The organism is Enterobacter sp. UPMP2052, from assembly GCF_053709675.1.
This window is the reverse complement of sequence record NZ_JBSKJR010000002.1, coordinates 273212-289066: the sequence shown is the minus strand read 5'-3', so window position 1 is coordinate 289066 and position 15855 is coordinate 273212. Positions and strand designations below refer to the sequence as shown.

The window sequence follows — 15855 nt, the reverse complement described above, 5'->3', positions numbered from 1 at the left end:
TTAATTTTCATTTACAAGTTGAGAATTGTCTGTAAAAAAGCCCCGCGTGAGCGAGGCTATAGATATGCTATTTTATTTTGATTATGAAATCTGATTTGACTAGAATTCAGAGACTATTTTTTTGAGACTGTAAATTTTTGAGCTGCTCTTCCATTTCTACTTTCTTTTGCAAATCTGCTTCGCCGCCGATTTGTGCCCGCAATTTATCTATTTTCATTTGAATGGCAAGTTTATTTTGTTGCCTGATTTGCTCACTACTTACTTCGTTGATAATTTTTGTTCGGACCGCATTACTTTTTTGCTCTAACTCGGCAAGATGCTGTTCAACATCAGCGAAAGCAGACGATGATACGAAAACAAATAGCGCACAAATTATATGTTTCATGAAGTTCACCTATCCATCCTAGATGAAACTATTTTAATAATTTTGCCGCATTTTTTCTTAAGGATAATGTTACATTTAGTTAATCAGCAAGCCATCTCAGCTAAACTGACAGTGAATGTATGATAAGAGGCTCTATTTTTTCAAGCAGTTCGCCTGCCACGCTTTGTTATGTGCCAGGATGTCACGTTTGCTCTGCTTATCCAGAACGTCAATATCGTGGTTTGTCAGATAGATAATCCGGGTCCACAGGCAGCCCGTATCAACCACCATCGGGGCGGGTGAAGTTTTCGCGCAGCTCGCGATCAACATCGTCATCAGGCATGTGATTAACAGTCTGCAGTGCATTATTGGCCTCTTTAGTGACTTCAGCTTTACGTTCTGCCACCGCAACGGTCGCCGCGGCGTTCTCTTCGGTGCGCTGCTGATTTGCTTTTGCCTCTGCCTTTCCGCTGCCGCGAATATTCCCAGCAACAAACCCGCTAAACGCGACGGCCACCAGCGCAGCAATACCGCCTAAAATCATTTCGATGATGCTCATAGCTACCTCGTCATATTAATGGTCACCACCAGCGCACCTGCCCGATGAAATAACCGACAGACAGAATGAACAGCACCGACCAGATAAGAAGGAATTTCCAGTTGGGCAATTTTTCAGCCATCTCTCGCAACTCCCGTATCAGTTTGCTAAAATCAATCACAGCTTCTCCCTGTCTCACTCAGGTGTAGAAACAGAAAACCCCGACTGTTGGCGCAATCGGGGTTTTTGCTTTATGGGTTGGCCTAAACTAACAGCACGGCTTGTGCCTGATTAAAGCGACGCCGACGGTCATCAAGGCCGTTTTTACCGCCGTTGATAAGCAGTGTGACGCGCTCCACGTCGCCGGAGTAGAGCAGGCATCCGTGAGAGACGTAGAACCATGCAGCTGAGCGAGCAGCATATTCATCCTGTTCCAGCAGTTCAGGCTGGGTTACAAGGTCAAGCTTCAGCGCGTGGCCACAGTTGCGGTAATTGCTGAGCCCGGTGATTTGTTTCAGGCCGCGACCGCGATATTTCCAGCCATCACCGGCAACCTGATTGCCCAGGTGTTCTTTTCCCCACTCACCACCGTATACCAGATTGGCAATCGCTTTCTGGTTGGCCGGTTGCGTTGCCGTTCTGCCGAGCGCGGCGGCCTGCTGAGTAGTAATGCGGTGCCTGCCAAATGTGGGGACGAGGTTTTCCGCCGAATAGTTCAGGTTTTCCACCAGCCAGGTGAACCCTCCGGACTCCTGCCCCATCTGTGCGATAAACATGGCCTGATCCAGCGGCGCCATGATGCCGAATTCCTTCATTGCAGCATCGATATGCGGAAACCAGCGCGCGGTCAGTCCGGCAGTAATGCCAGCCGCCTTCTGAAATTGTGTTTGGTTCATTAGTGCCTCAGATGATCTACCAGACGTGCCAGATTTCCCCGAACCTTCATAACGGCGACGCAGATTAGGAGGTTTGCCACCACCACCAGGTAGTTGGAATCACGATAAAAGCCGAAGATAAACTGCAACGGAATAGCGGCGTAAACCAGTACGGTTACATACGCCAGGATAGAGATAAAAGGACGATGCCGGGCACCTTGTCGCTGATAGAACATCAGAACGACGACGATCACCGCGCATATAAATGCATTAAAGAATGCTGTCAGCTCACCTGCCATTTCCCCCTCCTCCGCGTAACCGCGAGAAAAAGCCGAACAGGCTGTTCAGGTCCTGGTTATTAAGAAAAGTTAGGATTTTTATACACAGCGCAGACAGAATCACTGCACCAAGTGCATCAAGCGGTTTTTCATATCGCGATACAGCATTTAGCCATGAACCAACAAACCCGGCCCCTAGCACTCCTACAATAAATGACGTCAGGAAATATGCAGCCAGTCGGGCACGTGTCAGGTTTGCAGCCGTCGCGACGTAGAACACCGCGCCACCAAACGCTCCGAATACCACACCGAAATCTGTATGAGTAAAGAAACCGTACAGGACTGAACCCAGCAGGCCGCCGCTGAGAACAGCGCCGGCTCCTGTTAATGGATCGGACATTGAGCCCCCTCTTCTTACTATGGATCCTCTCAGAAAAATTGAGGGGAAATAAAAAAGGCCACCGGATGGCAGCCTTATTTGATAATGTTTTTAATATCGCTTCATTGTGTTGACCGGGGCTCTTTCAGACCAGTCAGGTCGCTCACCAGCCATAATGGCACGCTGTTGAGACGGTGTCACCGACTGGGTTATTTCAGGCATTGGCCTGTAATCTGGCTTTTGGGGAGGACTGATAACAACCTCAGAACTACAACCAGACAGGAGGAAAAACGCCAATATAGATAAATTAAACTTGATCACTTCACCCCCTTCCATTGGGATAAGATTGTGCAAAAGTAACGTGGTGCCGGGTTTCCTCCCGGTGCCCTTACCCCAGTCAGTAAAGGCGCGTGCATACCTGCAGATGCAGTGACTGGACGCCCTTTCGCTTAGAAAGGACTCACCATCTACATAATTTATTTCTCAATCATTCACGCCGTCAATAATTATCTCAACACGAAAAAAAGACCAGCAAGAAGTTGCTGGTCAGGGGTCATGCAGTTGTCTATGCGTGTTAGGCGTATCCCCGCCCAGTGTTTTGAAGTATCGAGAGCATTATCGAATGCCACTTTAATTATAGCACTTCGACTGAAACTACACTCTGTCATAGGCACTCAGAAATGTCCTTTTGCACAGCGCTATTTAGTGGGTTTAATCCGTGGTTTGAGCAAGGTAATTCTCCCAACCACCAGCAAACCATCAGCGATGATTGGACGTCAGTGAATTTTAAAAGTGACATCATCATAGTTCAGTATTTCTCATCACAAACCAACCACACACAGATTTTCGATCTTTTTCAATAAGTTAAGATCTATACTTAAGTTAAATCAAGGAAACGTTCAAGATGACTAAGGATTCTGGTATGTGGATAGTAATGGACAGTTTGATTGACCCATCGACAGGTACTGTATTCTCGTGGATTACCTCAACTAACAAGATGAATTTGATACTCTGGCATAGCGGGAAAATACAATTTCTACCTGGAGATGAGATAACAACTATAAGTGAAGGTATTAGCAGGGGTTCAGAACATAATAAATATAAAATATATCATATAATTCCCTTCAAGCCCTCTCTGTGGTCAATACTGATATCCAATCTGAGGTGCCCTAAAAACAACAAAACCTTTTCAAGCTGTCCAATTACTTGTCGTATAGAGATTTGTAGTTACAAAAGTGACAACTAATTATTCGGCAAAATGCTTATGTCACTATCTATCCCACATCCTGCAATGCGAATTATTTTGACTAACATCTATCATTCGAAATGCAGTCGCGAGAAAGAAAAACCTCGCCGAAGCGAGGCCAGATGCTAGAGAGGCACCTCATCCAACAAACCACCCCGGTTGGTTGGACTTCGACGAGATGCTTTTGGATGAGCGCTGAACCCAAAGGTAAGTCTTTTAACACAGCAATTTTGCAAAAAGCAGCGCTCATTCAAAACTGGGTCGCTTTTCAGTCACTCCTGGGGAACCCATCATCGTAGACTGAAAAGCTTTAACTGGAGCGGGCAGCGGGAATCGAACCCGCATCATCAGCTTGGAAGGCTGAGGTAATAGCCATTATACGATGCCCGCATATGGTGCCGACTACCGGAATCGAACTGGTGACCTACTGATTACAAGTCAGTTGCTCTACCTACTGAGCTAAGTCGGCAGTGGTCCGCCACCGGAGCCTCGAACCCCGTACTACAACCCTTAGGTTGCCGCTCTTCCCGATGAGCTAGTGGCGGTTTGGTGGCCCTTGCTGGACTTGAACCAGCGACCGGGCGATTATGAGTCGCACGCTCTAACCAACTGAGCTAAAGGGCCGGGAGCGAGATGATACATAAGCGAAACTACCCTTGCAAGAATAAGGTCTTGTGACAACCGACTATACGATATGGGTGCTGGTGCAAAGCACCTTCGCAAATACTCGATTGCGGGCCAAACATTCTGGCTCCCATCAGACCACCAGACGCTACCGCCGTGCCAGGAACGGGATCGGATATTTAGCCCCTCTTATTGCTGTGAATACTCTCAGAACGAGAGAACAAAAAAGGCCACCCGAAAGCAGCCCTTAATCCAAAACATCTAATGTTGTTAGCTTTCTGCTAAGTTCCGTTAATTAGGAAACCTAGAATTTATTTGTCTCATAACTGCTTCTTTAACGAGGCCGCAAGCTTCGTAGTAGCCGTTACCTTCCCCACCAAGAGGAACCTCCTCCTGTTCAGAGTTACCAACAGTGACAATAACGCTACGATTACTTATAGACATCCTAATTGGAACGTAAATCCACTGACCGCCTTGAATGTTCTCGTTTATTAATGTTGCCATTAAAAAAGACACGTTATTTTGATTATCAAGTGCAAGAGTTTTGATAGATTGTTGAGCATACACTCCTTCGTCACTCATGTTCATGAGTCTGGCGTAAGGGGAATCTCTTTGCCCATCAGACCAAGAATCATAAGGTGTATGTAAGGATTGTTTATATTGTGTCAGAAACTCTTCCGCTTCATTGCGAAGCATCTGAGTTAGTTCTTGGACTCTTTTTTCAACTTGCTCTCTTGCTTGAATAAAATCTGAAAACTTAATAAGCATGATTAATTCCTTTATTAAAGAAAAGGAATATCATCTCATCAGCTAACCGTAGAGGGAATGATAGCAAACATAAAAACTTGAGGTTCTTCCAAGTTTATAAATAAAAAACCCGCGTTGAGGCGGGTTTGATGTCGTGTAGGCGTAATATCCCACGATGGAAAGCATACAGGACAGTTTTATGCAAAGTCAACCCTAACACGCAAAAAAGTGTCGCCATTTGTTCCGATCACATCAATAAGTTGTTGCCTTCTCGAATTCTAAAGCAGCATGGCGCTCCCCCTGGCGCAGAGTGTCCACCAGCATTTCATAGAAGGGTTTCCAGTTACGTGACCATGAGGACTGATGGAGGTCCGGGAGACGCTTCAGAATGGCGCGGTGTACTGTCGCCGAGGAGATAGCAGAGAAGCCATTTCCAGAGCAACGTTCACACGTCTTAAAAACCGGCGCGCCGCGGTCTTTTGTGGCTTTGCGATCCAAAACTTCGCCTTTACCGCCACACCTGCACCGTGCAAGGATCACTTTCTTTCCTTCGCATGTTCCGCAAACCCTATTCACTAGCTCATTTTTAATCTTTGGGGCCACCACTTCGGCACCGTCGGCGTCGAAAATACCAGGGTGTTTAATCACATCCTCATTCGCGGAGATAAACCCGGTCCCATTGCAGCTGTGACACGTCACGCTGGTAGCCGCCGAACGGGAGTAATCGGCAAAGGCAAATTGTGCCAGCACCAGCATACAACTCCCCAGTTCTGTGCCCGCCACCTTGCGGATATTTTTTGGTGCTTTTTCAATCGCATACCGCACAAGAGCCTGTACCGCCATCTGTTCGTCGGTTTTACTGATGCCCGCCTTTCCGAAGAATGCCGCCAGGCCAAAGCGCGCACGGCTGCTGGTGGTGCCTATCGCCGCCATTACATCTGTTCCTGTAAGGCGGTCCGGAGAGGTTCCTTTCACGTCGTCGCTGATGTGCATTCCCTGAGGGCTGAAGTGTTTAAGAGCAGATTCAAGCTTCACAATAATTGCCTCCGGAAGTGGGATGCATTTATTATCTCAATTATTGCAACACACATCCACCTTGATGCAATAAATGCAATACCACTAATCCCCCTGATGAGAGCCAATCAGGTTCAGATATACGCCGTCCTGACGCCTGCCCATATCCGCAAAATTTTCACTCTCCAGATACCATTTAAGTACATCAAGCGCCTCCCCTCGGCTAACCGGCCTGATAGTTTCCAACTGCTTCTCCAGCCAGTTTTCCCTGTTCCAGAGGTGAGAGTTTTCCCATAGATGGTCCTCAGGGTACAACTCTCTGTGGGCCGCGCCACGCATCTGAGACAACCAGTCCCAGTACTGATATTCCCGAACCACGTCACTGAGGGTATAAGGCGCGGGTAGCACATCCGTATAAACAAACTCCCCGTCACCTTCCTGCAGATAATCACAGTAAATCTCCCGATAAGACCCATACCTGGACTCAATCAGGCATTCAGCCGGAACAGGTTCAAAAACAGCCTCATGACTGCCGAAGGCAGCACGAACCTTAGCGGCCTTCTCCCGTTGTAATTTCGCGTTATTGATGAAGTGATGTGGGATATCAAGCCACATTGTCGAAAGCGCAGCTGTCCAGCCCGCGCCGTTCTGCTGCAAGTATCGTGTATATCGTTCCTGTGCTTCTTTCGGGGAGATGCTCAGCTTCTTCAGCGCTGCTTCTGCTGCTGCAATATGGGCTGGTTCACCAGTCTTGATAACCTCCAGTACCCAGAGATAAGCATCCGTCTGTTTATGTCCGGTGATAACCCGTTGCAGGGGCAAAGGTTTGATAGTCGCCAGTTCCGTGCTGTATTTCGGCTCCGGGATAGTGAAAAGCGCCCGGTGCTCAGGATTGTCGCGAAATAATCCAGAGCGACGACAGAGGCTTTTCACCGTATTTAGATTGACGCCAGTTTCACGTGAGATGGTTTTATACCCTCTGCCGCTACGTTTAAGGCTGAGGATTTGCTCTTTAATATCGTTGTTCATTACACACCCGGTATGCGGGCGGGTTGCCCCGCCCCGCCTGTTATCAAAAAGGTACATCATCCGCAAAATCGTTACCCGGCGCAGGTTGCCCACCAGCATTTTTCTTCCGGCCGCCCGGGCGCACGGTCTTTGCGCTAATGACAGAATCAGCCACCATCTGATAACCCGTCTGCAGGACGCCATTATTCCCCTTCCACTGACTGGCCTGCATAGTGCCCGACACGCTGATCAGATCGCCTTTCTGGTGTTTCAACAGATAGTCCGCTTGTTTTCCGAACGCCGTCACCGCCAGCCAGAATGTCAGTTCGCCACTCTCGGCATCCCGACAGGGAAGAGCCACAGCCAGCCGGGCATATGCCATGTTGTTGCCGTTGCTGATGGCCTTGCTCTGCACGTCGACCACCAGTCGGCCATGCGCTGCAATATGTGCTGTCATTTCGTCGTCTCCTCACCTTCGTCAAGCTGGACAAGTAAATAAGAACGCATACGGATGTTGCCCAGGTGCCTGAGCCGCGGCGTCAGCGTCTGGTATCCTTTATCGCTCGGCGACTTCTTCAGTATTCCGGCCTCACATAACGTGCGGGCAAACTGTCCGCTGTCGAACCCCTTCGCCACCTCAGACTTGAATACGCCGGGCAACACATAGAACAGCAGCGGATCGTCCACGTGATTACCCTTATTCCGGTACCCCGCCAGCTCACTTATTGGCAGACTTTGCTCGTCATAGGGTAAAGGGGCGAACCGTCGCATACCGAACGTGCTCAGGAACTGCACCGCCTGCTCGATGATCTGCTCAATTTCTTTGTTGCCGGTACCGAACACGCCAATCCAGGCGTTATAGCTGTGCTGCAGGGCATCACGACAGGTCTGCTCATCCCAGCCGGTAATTACCCTGCCCAGCAACAGGGCAGCTTCCAGAATGGCAAAACGCGAGCCAACACGGTGAACCTGCTCACCATAATCAGCCGGGATAAGATTCCGCCATCGCTCCTCTGCCGAACGTACCGCAGCGACGGCTTCATCGCGATGCTCAGCAAGCCAGCGGATCCACTCCCGCCCGGCAACACCATGATTATTCTGATACGCATCTTTCAGGGCATCGGCATGCTGCTTGCCGTTTTCGTAATCATGGAACCGTACCGCCCTGCTCATTGGAATATTAAGCAGACGTACCAGTTGCCCGGCTTTGGCCTTACGCCCGGCACCCGCGACAAATGTCTCCATATCCACTTCCCCGGTGCTGATCGCAACGGTCCGCCAGCGCTTCAGTTCCCGGTTACCGCCTTCTTTGGCCCCCTGCAGCTTCCCGGTACCGTTGAACAGCGCGTAGGCAGATTTCCACACCTCCACGGGGTCAGCACCCTGCCCAATTTCATCCAGCGGCATCAACGCATCATTATGTGCCGCCGCCTCGTTCGCCAGCCCCAGCGCTGTCCCGTACCAGGTCAGGCGCAACATATCGGGATTGCCATACAGGCTGGAGGCCACGTTTGCTGTAGTGGTTTTCCCGGCACTTGATTGCTCGTAAAAGTGAATACCGAAACCGTCGGCACCAGTAAGGCCAATAAGCGGTGCAGCCAGCGCTGCCGCCATGGCTGTCATCATGGAGTAGTTACCTCTGGCGAGGCGCGCCACGCTATTACGCCAGCTTTCAGCATCCCCCTTTATGGTGTAGCCCGCAGCGGCAGAACTACGTCCATTAAAGAGCACCGGGTGTTCAGGCTTTCCGATAATCTCACCGTCCGGCATAATGTAGGCACCGCACTGCCAGCCAGTAGCATGAGCGACGCGCCAGAGTTGCCCGCTGCCGCTTCTCTGCATCCAGTCGGCCAGGGTAGCCCTCAGGTTACTTTTTGTGGTGACGTTGACACCGCCGCCCTTCAGGGTACGCCAGCCTTCCCGTTCACCGATATCCGCCTGAGGAATGGCACGGATTATCGGCACGTCTTCACCTTCAGGCTGCCAGCGCAGGATAAGATAGCGGTCCTTGCCGTCAGAGCCGATGCTCATAACGTCCAGCGGTGAACACAGCCAGCTCTCGTTGAGGGTCACTCCACCGCTTTCCTTGTCCACTTTTGGTGTTACCCAGTACACCCCGTCGTCGCGGCTTTCAATCCGGGGTTTAAGATCATCATCGGTCACAGCCTGGTGTTTTTTTCCTTTGTCGGGCAGAGAGACCACCACGCTATTCCCCTGCTCAGCATCTGCCTTTAGTGAAGGCAGTCGCGCCGTCCAGTCCTCCAGCAACTCCTGACTTTCGGAATAAAAACGGGCCTCCTGCACGCCGGCAAGGGCAAGCTTCGTGGCGATAAGACTGAGGTGCTTTTCGGATATTGCCCCGGCCCGGTAGACCCGTACATAGCGCCGATCGGCGTCAACGATGTTCAGATTTTGCAGTTCATCGAGCTGCTTTTTACCGAGATAAACCGGCGGGATCGTGTCGCCGATTGTATTGTGGCGCTGCCAGTCCTCAGCGAAGGTCCATGCCTTTTCCCCGGCAAAGATAATTGCCTCGGTAAACGGATCTGGCGGCAGTTTGTTCAGGTTCGGTGCGTTCTTCATCATCTTCCCCTCAGTGAGCCACTGGTGCTGCCGGAATACCTTCCGTTTTGAGCGTTTCAATAAAGCTATCGTGAAGAAGCGCCATCCCTTTAAGCCCCTCTTCGGACATATCGATGCCTGTTACAGAACTGATGTCGATCATGCTCCGGTAAATTGCTACAGCCATTTCAGTCGCTTTATCCGCAGGGAACATTTCATATGCCAGCCCCTCAACATGGTTCGCCAGGGCGAAACGCTCCGACCACGGGTAAATGACAATGCCCCCCTGTTCACCGCTATAAATGGCGACTTTCTCCGGCTCTCCCTGCTCATTTTTCACTTCAACGGCACCGTTGGTATCAAACATTTCGCAAACATAAGCAGCTGCCACAACCCAGCGCCAGAGCACAAGATTTTGTTGATCCGTCACGACCAGACATCCGGCGTGCATGCCGTGCCAGATGGCAGCAACCAGACGCAATCCCTCCACTAAATCGTTGTCATACTCTCCGCTGTCGAGCTTCTGAATATCAGTTTCCGGAACGACCGCATCGGATCCGTTTTGGTTGCGGTTGAAATAGAGAACGAAGTTTTTTTCTGCTTCCAGACGACTCATCAGGATATATTTACCTGTCTGGCTGTTGTCGCTGAAGAAATAATTGCTATGTGTTTTACGCATGATAAATCTCCAGACCAAAGTTATTATCTTTCGGGTTTTCCAGTGCGTAGGTCACCGCTTCTTTCATCACTTCATTCATAAACTCCACACCATCGGAGGTGAGGCGACTGTTATCCTTGCTCAGCATCACGGCATAGGTCTCCGCCAGCATCGTCACGCCTTTATCCCGGCCGAACTTGCGGAAGCACTGAAGCTCCATGCTGTTGATAAGGCATCTGGCAACAGCCTCCTCAGTAAGGTTATCCAGCGCCACTACTTGTTTTTTCACCATGAGATTAAGAACTGCGGAACCGCTGTTACGCAGGCGGCAATAATGGATAAAAGCATCAGCAATATGCTTTCGGTTTAATTCAAGAGTTTTATTTGACTGGCTCATAATTACTGCTTCTCCCGTCATCAGGCCGAGCGTTTCCCCGGCCTGATGACCGTTAATTTCTGTAAGGAATTTATTCTGGTATTACGCGTTTATTTTGAAGACTTCCGCCTGCGTTCACCGATATTAAAATCCGCTTCATCAGCGTTAAATTTCAACGCTGAGGCAATGCCGGGCAAAGACATCAACATTTCACCCAGATTATGCAAATCCTCCCGAGCCATATCATCGGTGTAGTTTTTGTTATCGCAGGCCCAGAACACAATATTACCTACAGACCCCAGACCGGACATGATGCCATCGTACGCCGCCTCGGAATGCATGCGGATCTCTGTAAGAGTGTCATCATCTTCTTTGCTCAAATCGCAGCGTGAAAGTAATTGTTCAATCCTGCTCATACCTGTGCTCCCCAGTAATCAGTAAGATCCACGTCGTACACAGCAAGCCAGGCTTCTCGCGGCCAGGATCTGACGAAGCCAAACTGAGCATCCGCCACCTTACGAGGTTCAAGCCCGTTTGCCTGACACCATTTTTTGAGCGGACGCCAGTCATATTCAATATCGGTGACCTGCTTCACCGCTTTCACCGTGGCATGCTTCTCTGATTCACCCAGCCGCTCGGCCAGTTGTTTCGATTTACGCACGGCAGCGGATGCGGTTGCCATTGCAGTTGCTTCCCGACGGCTGCCAATTTCGGCTTTGGTACGCTCAGCTTCGTCAGCACGGGCTTTCTCTGCCAGGCGGCCCTGCTCTGAGGCCATCGCAATCTGGAGGATTTCCATCGTGGACAGTTCACGTTGAACAGGTGCTGGCTGAAAGCGAGCCTCCAGCTTATCGACCAGGCTGCGGCGTACTGACTTTGACTCGCGGGCAGCAACGCGGAGCGCCTGCTTCATCAGCATGATGATACCTTCAGATGGCCGTCCAGCCCTTGTGCCATGGGATTTTACAAAAGTTTTGTAAAATTCCCCGACCAGTTCATCCTTAATACGATCGATGAAAACATTGTTGCGAATTGGTTTTTCTCCGCACTCTTTGCGGGTCTCGTTCACCATTTCCAGCAGCGTATCGGAGTCAATCTCGCCGGAATTTCCCACGACGTGAAAACCCATCATCAGTTCAGTTGTATCAGCCATTGTTCTTCTCCTGAGCCAAAAAGTTCGCCACACCATCGCTAAAGATACTGTTCATCACATCCAGTCCTTCGCTGCTGATATTGTCGCCGCTAAAGCAGACATTCAGCATGTGCAACGCAAAAGCCTTTCCGGTTTGACCCGGATATTCTTTCTCTGCCGGAATGACCAGTCCCTTACGAATGCATTCCGCCGTGGAGGTTTCTTCGAGCATGATCGTTACGCGCTGGCCATTATCAGCATCAACAAAAGCGACAGGCCTGCCGCTGTCTTTCATCACATGGCTGATGTATGCCTTTGCCAGCTTCAGACACAGACGTCCAGTGTGCTTTTCATATTGTTCAGTCATTGCACACCTCGTGTTCATTTTCTGTTAGCTCACCTAGATCCAGGGCATTTGTGGACTGCTGCGTAAGTTCGGCGGCAATATCGACAAGCGACATCACGTACATCTGTAAATTCTTATCACCAGAACCGAGAATGTGGGTTGCGCAGTTCATCAGATCCAGCGACCGCTGAAGGTTGAGCAACACATCACCTTCTGTGCGGTAAACATATGACTTATTCATTCTCAGCCTCCGCAGCTTTCCGGGCGATCTCTTCAATCAGATCAACCAGCCTGAAGCACATTTCCTCTTCTTCCTCGCTGGAAGTAAGAAATCCAGCTGCTGCAGCGAGCGCCTGAATTTTATTCAGAGCATTGAAAGCATCGAGTACCTTAACGTTGCGCATTTCATACCCCCTGTTCAGGTTTGACAGACCATCCGGCCCTACGCGCCACTTCGAGAAACGCTGGCAGCGTTGCTACATATTCCCCATTGACCAGCGGGTAATCGCAAACATGGCGCCCATTCTTCAGATGTACGATCACGGTTCCGGTAAAGCCCGGTGCCACATGCAGGTTTACGTTAATTAAAGTGTTGAGGCCTTTCTCCAGCATCAGCTTCGCAAAATCAGCAGCATCGCCGTGCACGCCACAGCCAAAACAGCGGAAGGTTTGAGCTTCGGGATCAACAGTGAAGGACGGTGTTTTCTCGCTATGTAATGGACAGAACCCGACGTAGTTCTTTCCCTGGCGATCAAGATGAACACACGATCCGATGATTTTCAGAATGTCACTCATTCCCGGCCTCCTGCGCTTTTTTAGCGACCTCTTCAATCTGCGACATCAGGATCCCCGCCAGTTCAATGCGGGCTGGCGTATCGGTAAGGAACTGAGCTGCGCGCGCCAGTGCCTCAATTTCGATCAGGGCGTCAGTTTTGGTGAGTTCAGCCATGCACCACCTCCTGAACACCGGAGGTGCAGGTATCGAATCGTTGCTCATAAAGCCAGGAGAAGTAATCGCCATCGTCCATCAACTGAAGGCGGCATGGGGCTTTGGTGCGGATCTGCGCGGCGAATACGAGATTCCAGTTCAGAAAATGTGAGCGTGCTTGCTGCTCAGTATTAGCCTCAGCGCGCAAAACAACCGGGGTAGTGTCAGGTTTATCTGACGGAGTGCCCAGGAACAGGTATGTAAATTCCGGGCGAGTTTGGGTATCATGTGAACATGCCATAATGTTACTCCAACTAACGTTGTGGTTAGAGGCCCAACCGGATTGCCGTCCGTGTTGGGCTTCGAATAATTCGAGGTGTATTTCACCTTCGAAATAAAGGCTACTCCATGGTGAAATACACCGCAAGCCTTTTTTTAATCTTTTTTTTGCGTATACTGACATACACCAAGTCAAAGGAGTGTCAGTAATGGCAACAGGTGCAAAGAACGCCAAGTCACAAATGACCACAGTACGAATCCCCCATGAAGTGATGGAGGATATCGAATCCCTCAAGGAGGAAGGCGAAAGTACAGCTGGTTTTTTAGTTACGGCAGCTAAAGGCGAAATCAAGCGTCGGCAGCGCAAGAAGTCAAAAGACGATCCTGACCAGTGATCGGTGTGGTTCTCAAAGGCAACGTTCGCAGCGTTGCCTTTTTCTTTGTGCGCATGGGGTGTGCTGCCAGTAAAGCCGCTCATACTGATACCTCGACTTTCCCGCCACCAATCAACTCAAATGGAATCTGACCAATTTCATCTACCAGCTTTTGCGCCTTAACCAGTTCAGGCAAATCATCCTGGCGCTTACGAAGACGGCGGCCGGCATCGGAAGAATCCTCGTCTGAAGCCTTCCAGGCTGCTGCAACAATCTTCCGCATCTGTTCAATCGTGTGATGAACGCCAAGCTGAGGATCCGAATTCTCTTTCTCAATGAGATCAAGAGCCCACTTTCTGACCTCTTTGGCAACCTGAGTATCAGCAAGGAACCCCAGCAAATGGAGTCCGCGTGGAGAGAAAACTCGCACCTTTTTTCTACGTAAGTTATTGTTTATTCCATTGGTCATCACATTGATGACCTTTGACATTCCTTCGGTAAACTCGTCATTGTTCCTGTTGTACAAGTTGGTGATGGCCTTAACTTGTGCATACCCCAAAAGCCCCGCAGCCTGTTTTGCCGTGAACCAAATATTCCCGTCGCCATTGTCATACGGAATAACCACCTGGTCATGAAACTTCAGTTCGCGGCAATTAACGCTCTGACCGATTTCAGAGTGATCGAGCCCCTGCCCGGAGAGGGCATTTAATTTATTCATGGCTATTTACCTGAGGTTAATTAGCTTGATGACTGTCGCGACAACCAAATCTTAATCAGATGTGAATGCAACGACCCGCAACAAATGAACATAGGGGGTTCTTTATCAGGCTACCTCCTTGCGAGACTCTTCGATGCGCTTGCTAATCCAGCCATCAACTTCACTTTCGACAAAGGCGATCGCACGGGAACCAATTTTGACAGACGAAGGGAATTTCCCCTGACTCATAAGGCGATAAATCCAGGCTTTGCTGTAACCAGTACGGCGCTGGACTTCGGAAAGACGAATAAATGATTGCGACATATTTACCTCGTAACGTCTATTGCGATTTACGAGATAGATGATGACATGAAAAACATGTTTTTTTTCATACCCTCAAGCATGATGGGTATTAATGAATAAATTACCCTGAGGGTTTGGAGTACTTTTTCAGTTTAAAGCTCAGTTACCCTGAGGGCCCCAACAAAAGTACCCTCAGGGTGGGAGCAAATAAGCTCAAATAACCCTGAGGGTAGGGCTCTCACCCTCTTTTTATAGGGCAAGCGACTAGTTCAATAGATTCGGCCTGACGACTGGTGAATCCCATCCCCTCCAGTTCTTGCTTGATGGAAGCTTGATTTGCACGTGTAGCCCTATCGTTTTCATGGTCATATTTTGACCACTCTTTATTTCTTATTTGTATGGCCAGATAAAGCGGATCGTCCTCCCTGTATTTTTTTATGAGAATTGGGCGTTCGCTTTCAAGTTTACGAACCTGCCTTTTAAGCGAATCAATTTCCATACGCAACATTTCAACATCAGCATCGCTCAAAGGTTTGCTATCCATAGTTTCTGGAATGCTTGGCTTTATTTTATCTAATGGAATAGACAAATCCATGCTTAGCTTTTCTGCTAATGCCTCTAAATCTGAGCGCCTAAAACCATAAACATCAAAGTGTGGCGCTGACCAATGATCCGTGCTTCCCCAACCAGCCATCATTCTCTCCTTAATTCTTCATTAAAATGGAATGTCATCGTCAAAATCCATAGAAGGTTGGCTCACAGCAGGCGGAGCCGCCTGGAGCGTAGGTTTCACTTCAGGCATATATCCTTCTTCACGTATGGCTTTGAGAAGGGATATTAAAGAGGGATCGCCATCATAATTGTTGTCAGTATCTGTAGGCTCAATTGTGCCAGCTATGCCTTGTTTAACCCATTCGGGGAGATCACCGTTGGACTCTTGAATATAAAGAAAATCTGCAATTTGGGTCTCACTGACATGTGGTTGATGTAAACGAATACGCGTTACTAACTCTCTCAGACTAACAAATTCACTCTCGCGCGCTTTGAGCACTTCAGCGATGTCTAACATAACGTCACCTCGCGTCCCCTGATTTCGGTGGCTATGCCCGCCCGCAGAGGTGAACGGG

25 protein-coding genes and 3 tRNA genes are annotated in these 15855 nt (G+C 49.4%); 1 reads left to right on the top strand and 27 read right to left on the bottom strand.

Annotated features, from left to right (window positions below; all coding sequences use genetic code 11):
* Window positions 1-106: 106 nt before the first annotated feature.
* The 23 genes from ACWKX3_RS11730 to ACWKX3_RS11620 form a co-directional block, all read right to left on the bottom strand.
* Complete coding sequence (locus tag ACWKX3_RS11730) at window positions 107-385, bottom strand: hypothetical protein (RefSeq protein WP_454541830.1); 279 nt, start codon at window positions 383-385, stop codon at window positions 107-109.
* 259 nt (window positions 386-644) lie between these two features.
* Window positions 645-923, bottom strand: a complete 279-nt coding sequence (locus tag ACWKX3_RS11725) for a hypothetical protein (RefSeq protein ID WP_454541829.1) — start codon at window positions 921-923, stop codon at window positions 645-647.
* 242 nt (window positions 924-1165) lie between these two features.
* On the bottom strand, window positions 1166-1798 hold the full coding sequence (locus tag ACWKX3_RS11720; protein WP_454541828.1) for a glycoside hydrolase family 19 protein: 633 nt from the start codon (window positions 1796-1798) through the stop codon (window positions 1166-1168).
* Window positions 1798-2076 carry a phage holin family protein gene (locus ACWKX3_RS11715; protein ID WP_454541827.1) on the bottom strand — a complete coding sequence of 93 codons (279 nt, stop codon included), beginning with the start codon at window positions 2074-2076 and terminating at the stop codon, window positions 1798-1800. The genes ACWKX3_RS11720 and ACWKX3_RS11715 overlap by 1 nt, the downstream gene beginning before the upstream one ends.
* Window positions 2066-2455, bottom strand: coding sequence for a phage holin family protein (locus ACWKX3_RS11710; protein ID WP_454541826.1), 390 nt, complete (start codon window positions 2453-2455; stop codon window positions 2066-2068). Before ACWKX3_RS11710 ends, ACWKX3_RS11715 begins: the two co-directional genes overlap by 11 nt.
* Window positions 2456-3995: 1540 nt before the next feature.
* A tRNA-Gly gene (locus tag ACWKX3_RS11705) sits at window positions 3996-4070 on the bottom strand.
* A gap of 3 nt (window positions 4071-4073) precedes the next feature.
* Window positions 4074-4149, bottom strand: a tRNA-Thr gene (locus ACWKX3_RS11700).
* A gap of 78 nt (window positions 4150-4227) precedes the next feature.
* Window positions 4228-4304, bottom strand: a tRNA-Ile gene (locus tag ACWKX3_RS11695).
* A gap of 291 nt (window positions 4305-4595) precedes the next feature.
* Window positions 4596-5072 carry a hypothetical protein gene (locus ACWKX3_RS11690; protein ID WP_454541825.1) on the bottom strand — a complete coding sequence of 159 codons (477 nt, stop codon included), beginning with the start codon at window positions 5070-5072 and terminating at the stop codon, window positions 4596-4598.
* 231 nt (window positions 5073-5303) lie between these two features.
* Complete coding sequence (locus ACWKX3_RS11685; protein ID WP_454541824.1) at window positions 5304-6086, bottom strand: antitermination protein Q; 783 nt, start codon at window positions 6084-6086, stop codon at window positions 5304-5306.
* An 84-nt stretch (window positions 6087-6170) separates the two neighbouring features.
* Window positions 6171-7094: a hypothetical protein gene (locus ACWKX3_RS11680; RefSeq protein ID WP_454541823.1), complete on the bottom strand. Its 924-nt coding sequence runs from the start codon at window positions 7092-7094 to the stop codon at window positions 6171-6173.
* A 43-nt stretch (window positions 7095-7137) separates the two neighbouring features.
* On the bottom strand, window positions 7138-7530 hold the full coding sequence (locus ACWKX3_RS11675; protein WP_454541822.1) for a single-stranded DNA-binding protein: 393 nt from the start codon (window positions 7528-7530) through the stop codon (window positions 7138-7140).
* On the bottom strand, window positions 7527-9656 hold the full coding sequence (locus ACWKX3_RS11670) for a DUF927 domain-containing protein (protein WP_454541866.1): 2130 nt from the start codon (window positions 9654-9656) through the stop codon (window positions 7527-7529). The genes ACWKX3_RS11675 and ACWKX3_RS11670 overlap by 4 nt, the downstream gene beginning before the upstream one ends.
* A 10-nt stretch (window positions 9657-9666) precedes the next feature.
* On the bottom strand, window positions 9667-10314 hold the full coding sequence (locus ACWKX3_RS11665) for a hypothetical protein (RefSeq protein WP_454541821.1): 648 nt from the start codon (window positions 10312-10314) through the stop codon (window positions 9667-9669).
* Window positions 10307-10690, bottom strand: coding sequence for a hypothetical protein (locus ACWKX3_RS11660; protein ID WP_454541820.1), 384 nt, complete (start codon window positions 10688-10690; stop codon window positions 10307-10309). Before ACWKX3_RS11660 ends, ACWKX3_RS11665 begins: the two co-directional genes overlap by 8 nt.
* Window positions 10691-10779: 89 nt before the next feature.
* Complete coding sequence (locus ACWKX3_RS11655) at window positions 10780-11085, bottom strand: hypothetical protein (protein WP_454541819.1); 306 nt, start codon at window positions 11083-11085, stop codon at window positions 10780-10782.
* A complete protein-coding gene (locus ACWKX3_RS11650) occupies window positions 11082-11822 on the bottom strand; it encodes a hypothetical protein (protein ID WP_454541818.1) in 741 nt (246 codons plus the stop codon). The genes ACWKX3_RS11655 and ACWKX3_RS11650 overlap by 4 nt, the downstream gene beginning before the upstream one ends.
* Window positions 11815-12168, bottom strand: a complete 354-nt coding sequence (locus ACWKX3_RS11645) for a hypothetical protein (RefSeq protein ID WP_454541817.1) — start codon at window positions 12166-12168, stop codon at window positions 11815-11817. Before ACWKX3_RS11645 ends, ACWKX3_RS11650 begins: the two co-directional genes overlap by 8 nt.
* The gene (locus ACWKX3_RS11640) at window positions 12161-12388 is read right to left on the bottom strand and encodes a hypothetical protein (protein WP_454541816.1); all 228 of its coding nucleotides are present in this window, start codon (window positions 12386-12388) and stop codon (window positions 12161-12163) included. Before ACWKX3_RS11640 ends, ACWKX3_RS11645 begins: the two co-directional genes overlap by 8 nt.
* A complete protein-coding gene (locus ACWKX3_RS11635; RefSeq protein ID WP_454541815.1) occupies window positions 12381-12551 on the bottom strand; it encodes a hypothetical protein in 171 nt (56 codons plus the stop codon). Before ACWKX3_RS11635 ends, ACWKX3_RS11640 begins: the two co-directional genes overlap by 8 nt.
* 1 nt (window position 12552) lies before the next feature.
* Window positions 12553-12942 carry a CHC2 zinc finger domain-containing protein gene (locus tag ACWKX3_RS11630; protein ID WP_454541814.1) on the bottom strand — a complete coding sequence of 130 codons (390 nt, stop codon included), beginning with the start codon at window positions 12940-12942 and terminating at the stop codon, window positions 12553-12555.
* Window positions 12935-13096 carry a hypothetical protein gene (locus tag ACWKX3_RS11625; RefSeq protein WP_288887123.1) on the bottom strand — a complete coding sequence of 54 codons (162 nt, stop codon included), beginning with the start codon at window positions 13094-13096 and terminating at the stop codon, window positions 12935-12937. The genes ACWKX3_RS11630 and ACWKX3_RS11625 overlap by 8 nt, the downstream gene beginning before the upstream one ends.
* Window positions 13089-13376 carry a host cell division inhibitor Icd-like protein gene (locus ACWKX3_RS11620; RefSeq protein WP_454541813.1) on the bottom strand — a complete coding sequence of 96 codons (288 nt, stop codon included), beginning with the start codon at window positions 13374-13376 and terminating at the stop codon, window positions 13089-13091. Before ACWKX3_RS11620 ends, ACWKX3_RS11625 begins: the two co-directional genes overlap by 8 nt.
* Window positions 13377-13563: 187 nt before the next feature.
* On the opposite strand from ACWKX3_RS11620, the gene ACWKX3_RS11615 reads away from it, so the two are divergent.
* Complete coding sequence (locus tag ACWKX3_RS11615; RefSeq protein ID WP_454541812.1) at window positions 13564-13749, top strand: YlcI/YnfO family protein; 186 nt, start codon at window positions 13564-13566, stop codon at window positions 13747-13749.
* Between the two features lie 79 nt (window positions 13750-13828).
* Here the strand turns inward: ACWKX3_RS11615 and ACWKX3_RS11610 are convergent, their stop codons facing one another.
* The 4 genes from ACWKX3_RS11610 to ACWKX3_RS11595 all read right to left on the bottom strand — a co-directional run bounded on the left by ACWKX3_RS11610 (window position 13829) and on the right by ACWKX3_RS11595 (window position 15797).
* Complete coding sequence (locus ACWKX3_RS11610) at window positions 13829-14446, bottom strand: BRO-N domain-containing protein (protein WP_454541811.1); 618 nt, start codon at window positions 14444-14446, stop codon at window positions 13829-13831.
* 105 nt (window positions 14447-14551) lie between these two features.
* The gene (locus ACWKX3_RS11605) at window positions 14552-14749 is read right to left on the bottom strand and encodes a helix-turn-helix transcriptional regulator (RefSeq protein WP_454541810.1); all 198 of its coding nucleotides are present in this window, start codon (window positions 14747-14749) and stop codon (window positions 14552-14554) included.
* 217 nt (window positions 14750-14966) lie between these two features.
* Complete coding sequence (locus ACWKX3_RS11600; RefSeq protein WP_454541809.1) at window positions 14967-15422, bottom strand: hypothetical protein; 456 nt, start codon at window positions 15420-15422, stop codon at window positions 14967-14969.
* A 21-nt stretch (window positions 15423-15443) separates the two neighbouring features.
* Window positions 15444-15797 (bottom strand): hypothetical protein, encoded by a 354-nt coding sequence (locus ACWKX3_RS11595; protein ID WP_454541808.1) that lies wholly within the window; start codon window positions 15795-15797, stop codon window positions 15444-15446.
* Window positions 15798-15855: the final 58 nt, after the last annotated feature.

What these genes read in the sequence shown, in the direction of transcription:
- ACWKX3_RS11600 (WP_454541809.1), bottom strand. Translation starts at nt 15,422, where the DNA reads ATGGCTGGTTGGGGAAGCACGGATCATTGGTCAGCGCCACACTTTGAT.
- ACWKX3_RS11665 (WP_454541821.1), bottom strand. Translation starts at nt 10,314, where the DNA reads ATGCGTAAAACACATAGCAATTATTTCTTCAGCGACAACAGCCAGACA.
- ACWKX3_RS11690 (WP_454541825.1), bottom strand. Translation starts at nt 5,072, where the DNA reads ATGCTTATTAAGTTTTCAGATTTTATTCAAGCAAGAGAGCAAGTTGAA.
- ACWKX3_RS11645 (WP_454541817.1), bottom strand. Translation starts at nt 12,168, where the DNA reads ATGACTGAACAATATGAAAAGCACACTGGACGTCTGTGTCTGAAGCTG.
- ACWKX3_RS11710 (WP_454541826.1), bottom strand. Translation starts at nt 2,455, where the DNA reads ATGTCCGATCCATTAACAGGAGCCGGCGCTGTTCTCAGCGGCGGCCTG.
- ACWKX3_RS11630 (WP_454541814.1), bottom strand. Translation starts at nt 12,942, where the DNA reads ATGAGTGACATTCTGAAAATCATCGGATCGTGTGTTCATCTTGATCGC.
- ACWKX3_RS11620 (WP_454541813.1), bottom strand. Translation starts at nt 13,376, where the DNA reads ATGGCATGTTCACATGATACCCAAACTCGCCCGGAATTTACATACCTG.
- ACWKX3_RS11725 (WP_454541829.1), bottom strand. Translation starts at nt 923, where the DNA reads ATGAGCATCATCGAAATGATTTTAGGCGGTATTGCTGCGCTGGTGGCC.
- ACWKX3_RS11670 (WP_454541866.1), bottom strand. Translation starts at nt 9,656, where the DNA reads ATGAAGAACGCACCGAACCTGAACAAACTGCCGCCAGATCCGTTTACC.
- ACWKX3_RS11675 (WP_454541822.1), bottom strand. Translation starts at nt 7,530, where the DNA reads ATGACAGCACATATTGCAGCGCATGGCCGACTGGTGGTCGACGTGCAG.
- ACWKX3_RS11660 (WP_454541820.1), bottom strand. Translation starts at nt 10,690, where the DNA reads ATGAGCCAGTCAAATAAAACTCTTGAATTAAACCGAAAGCATATTGCT.
- ACWKX3_RS11720 (WP_454541828.1), bottom strand. Translation starts at nt 1,798, where the DNA reads ATGAACCAAACACAATTTCAGAAGGCGGCTGGCATTACTGCCGGACTG.
- ACWKX3_RS11730 (WP_454541830.1), bottom strand. Translation starts at nt 385, where the DNA reads ATGAAACATATAATTTGTGCGCTATTTGTTTTCGTATCATCGTCTGCT.
- ACWKX3_RS11650 (WP_454541818.1), bottom strand. Translation starts at nt 11,822, where the DNA reads ATGGCTGATACAACTGAACTGATGATGGGTTTTCACGTCGTGGGAAAT.
- ACWKX3_RS11680 (WP_454541823.1), bottom strand. Translation starts at nt 7,094, where the DNA reads ATGAACAACGATATTAAAGAGCAAATCCTCAGCCTTAAACGTAGCGGC.
- ACWKX3_RS11655 (WP_454541819.1), bottom strand. Translation starts at nt 11,085, where the DNA reads ATGAGCAGGATTGAACAATTACTTTCACGCTGCGATTTGAGCAAAGAA.
- ACWKX3_RS11640 (WP_454541816.1), bottom strand. Translation starts at nt 12,388, where the DNA reads ATGAATAAGTCATATGTTTACCGCACAGAAGGTGATGTGTTGCTCAAC.
- ACWKX3_RS11610 (WP_454541811.1), bottom strand. Translation starts at nt 14,446, where the DNA reads ATGAATAAATTAAATGCCCTCTCCGGGCAGGGGCTCGATCACTCTGAA.
- ACWKX3_RS11715 (WP_454541827.1), bottom strand. Translation starts at nt 2,076, where the DNA reads ATGGCAGGTGAGCTGACAGCATTCTTTAATGCATTTATATGCGCGGTG.
- ACWKX3_RS11605 (WP_454541810.1), bottom strand. Translation starts at nt 14,749, where the DNA reads ATGTCGCAATCATTTATTCGTCTTTCCGAAGTCCAGCGCCGTACTGGT.
- ACWKX3_RS11595 (WP_454541808.1), bottom strand. Translation starts at nt 15,797, where the DNA reads ATGTTAGACATCGCTGAAGTGCTCAAAGCGCGCGAGAGTGAATTTGTT.
- ACWKX3_RS11615 (WP_454541812.1), top strand. Translation starts at nt 13,564, where the DNA reads ATGGCAACAGGTGCAAAGAACGCCAAGTCACAAATGACCACAGTACGA.
- ACWKX3_RS11635 (WP_454541815.1), bottom strand. Translation starts at nt 12,551, where the DNA reads ATGCGCAACGTTAAGGTACTCGATGCTTTCAATGCTCTGAATAAAATT.
- ACWKX3_RS11625 (WP_288887123.1), bottom strand. Translation starts at nt 13,096, where the DNA reads ATGGCTGAACTCACCAAAACTGACGCCCTGATCGAAATTGAGGCACTG.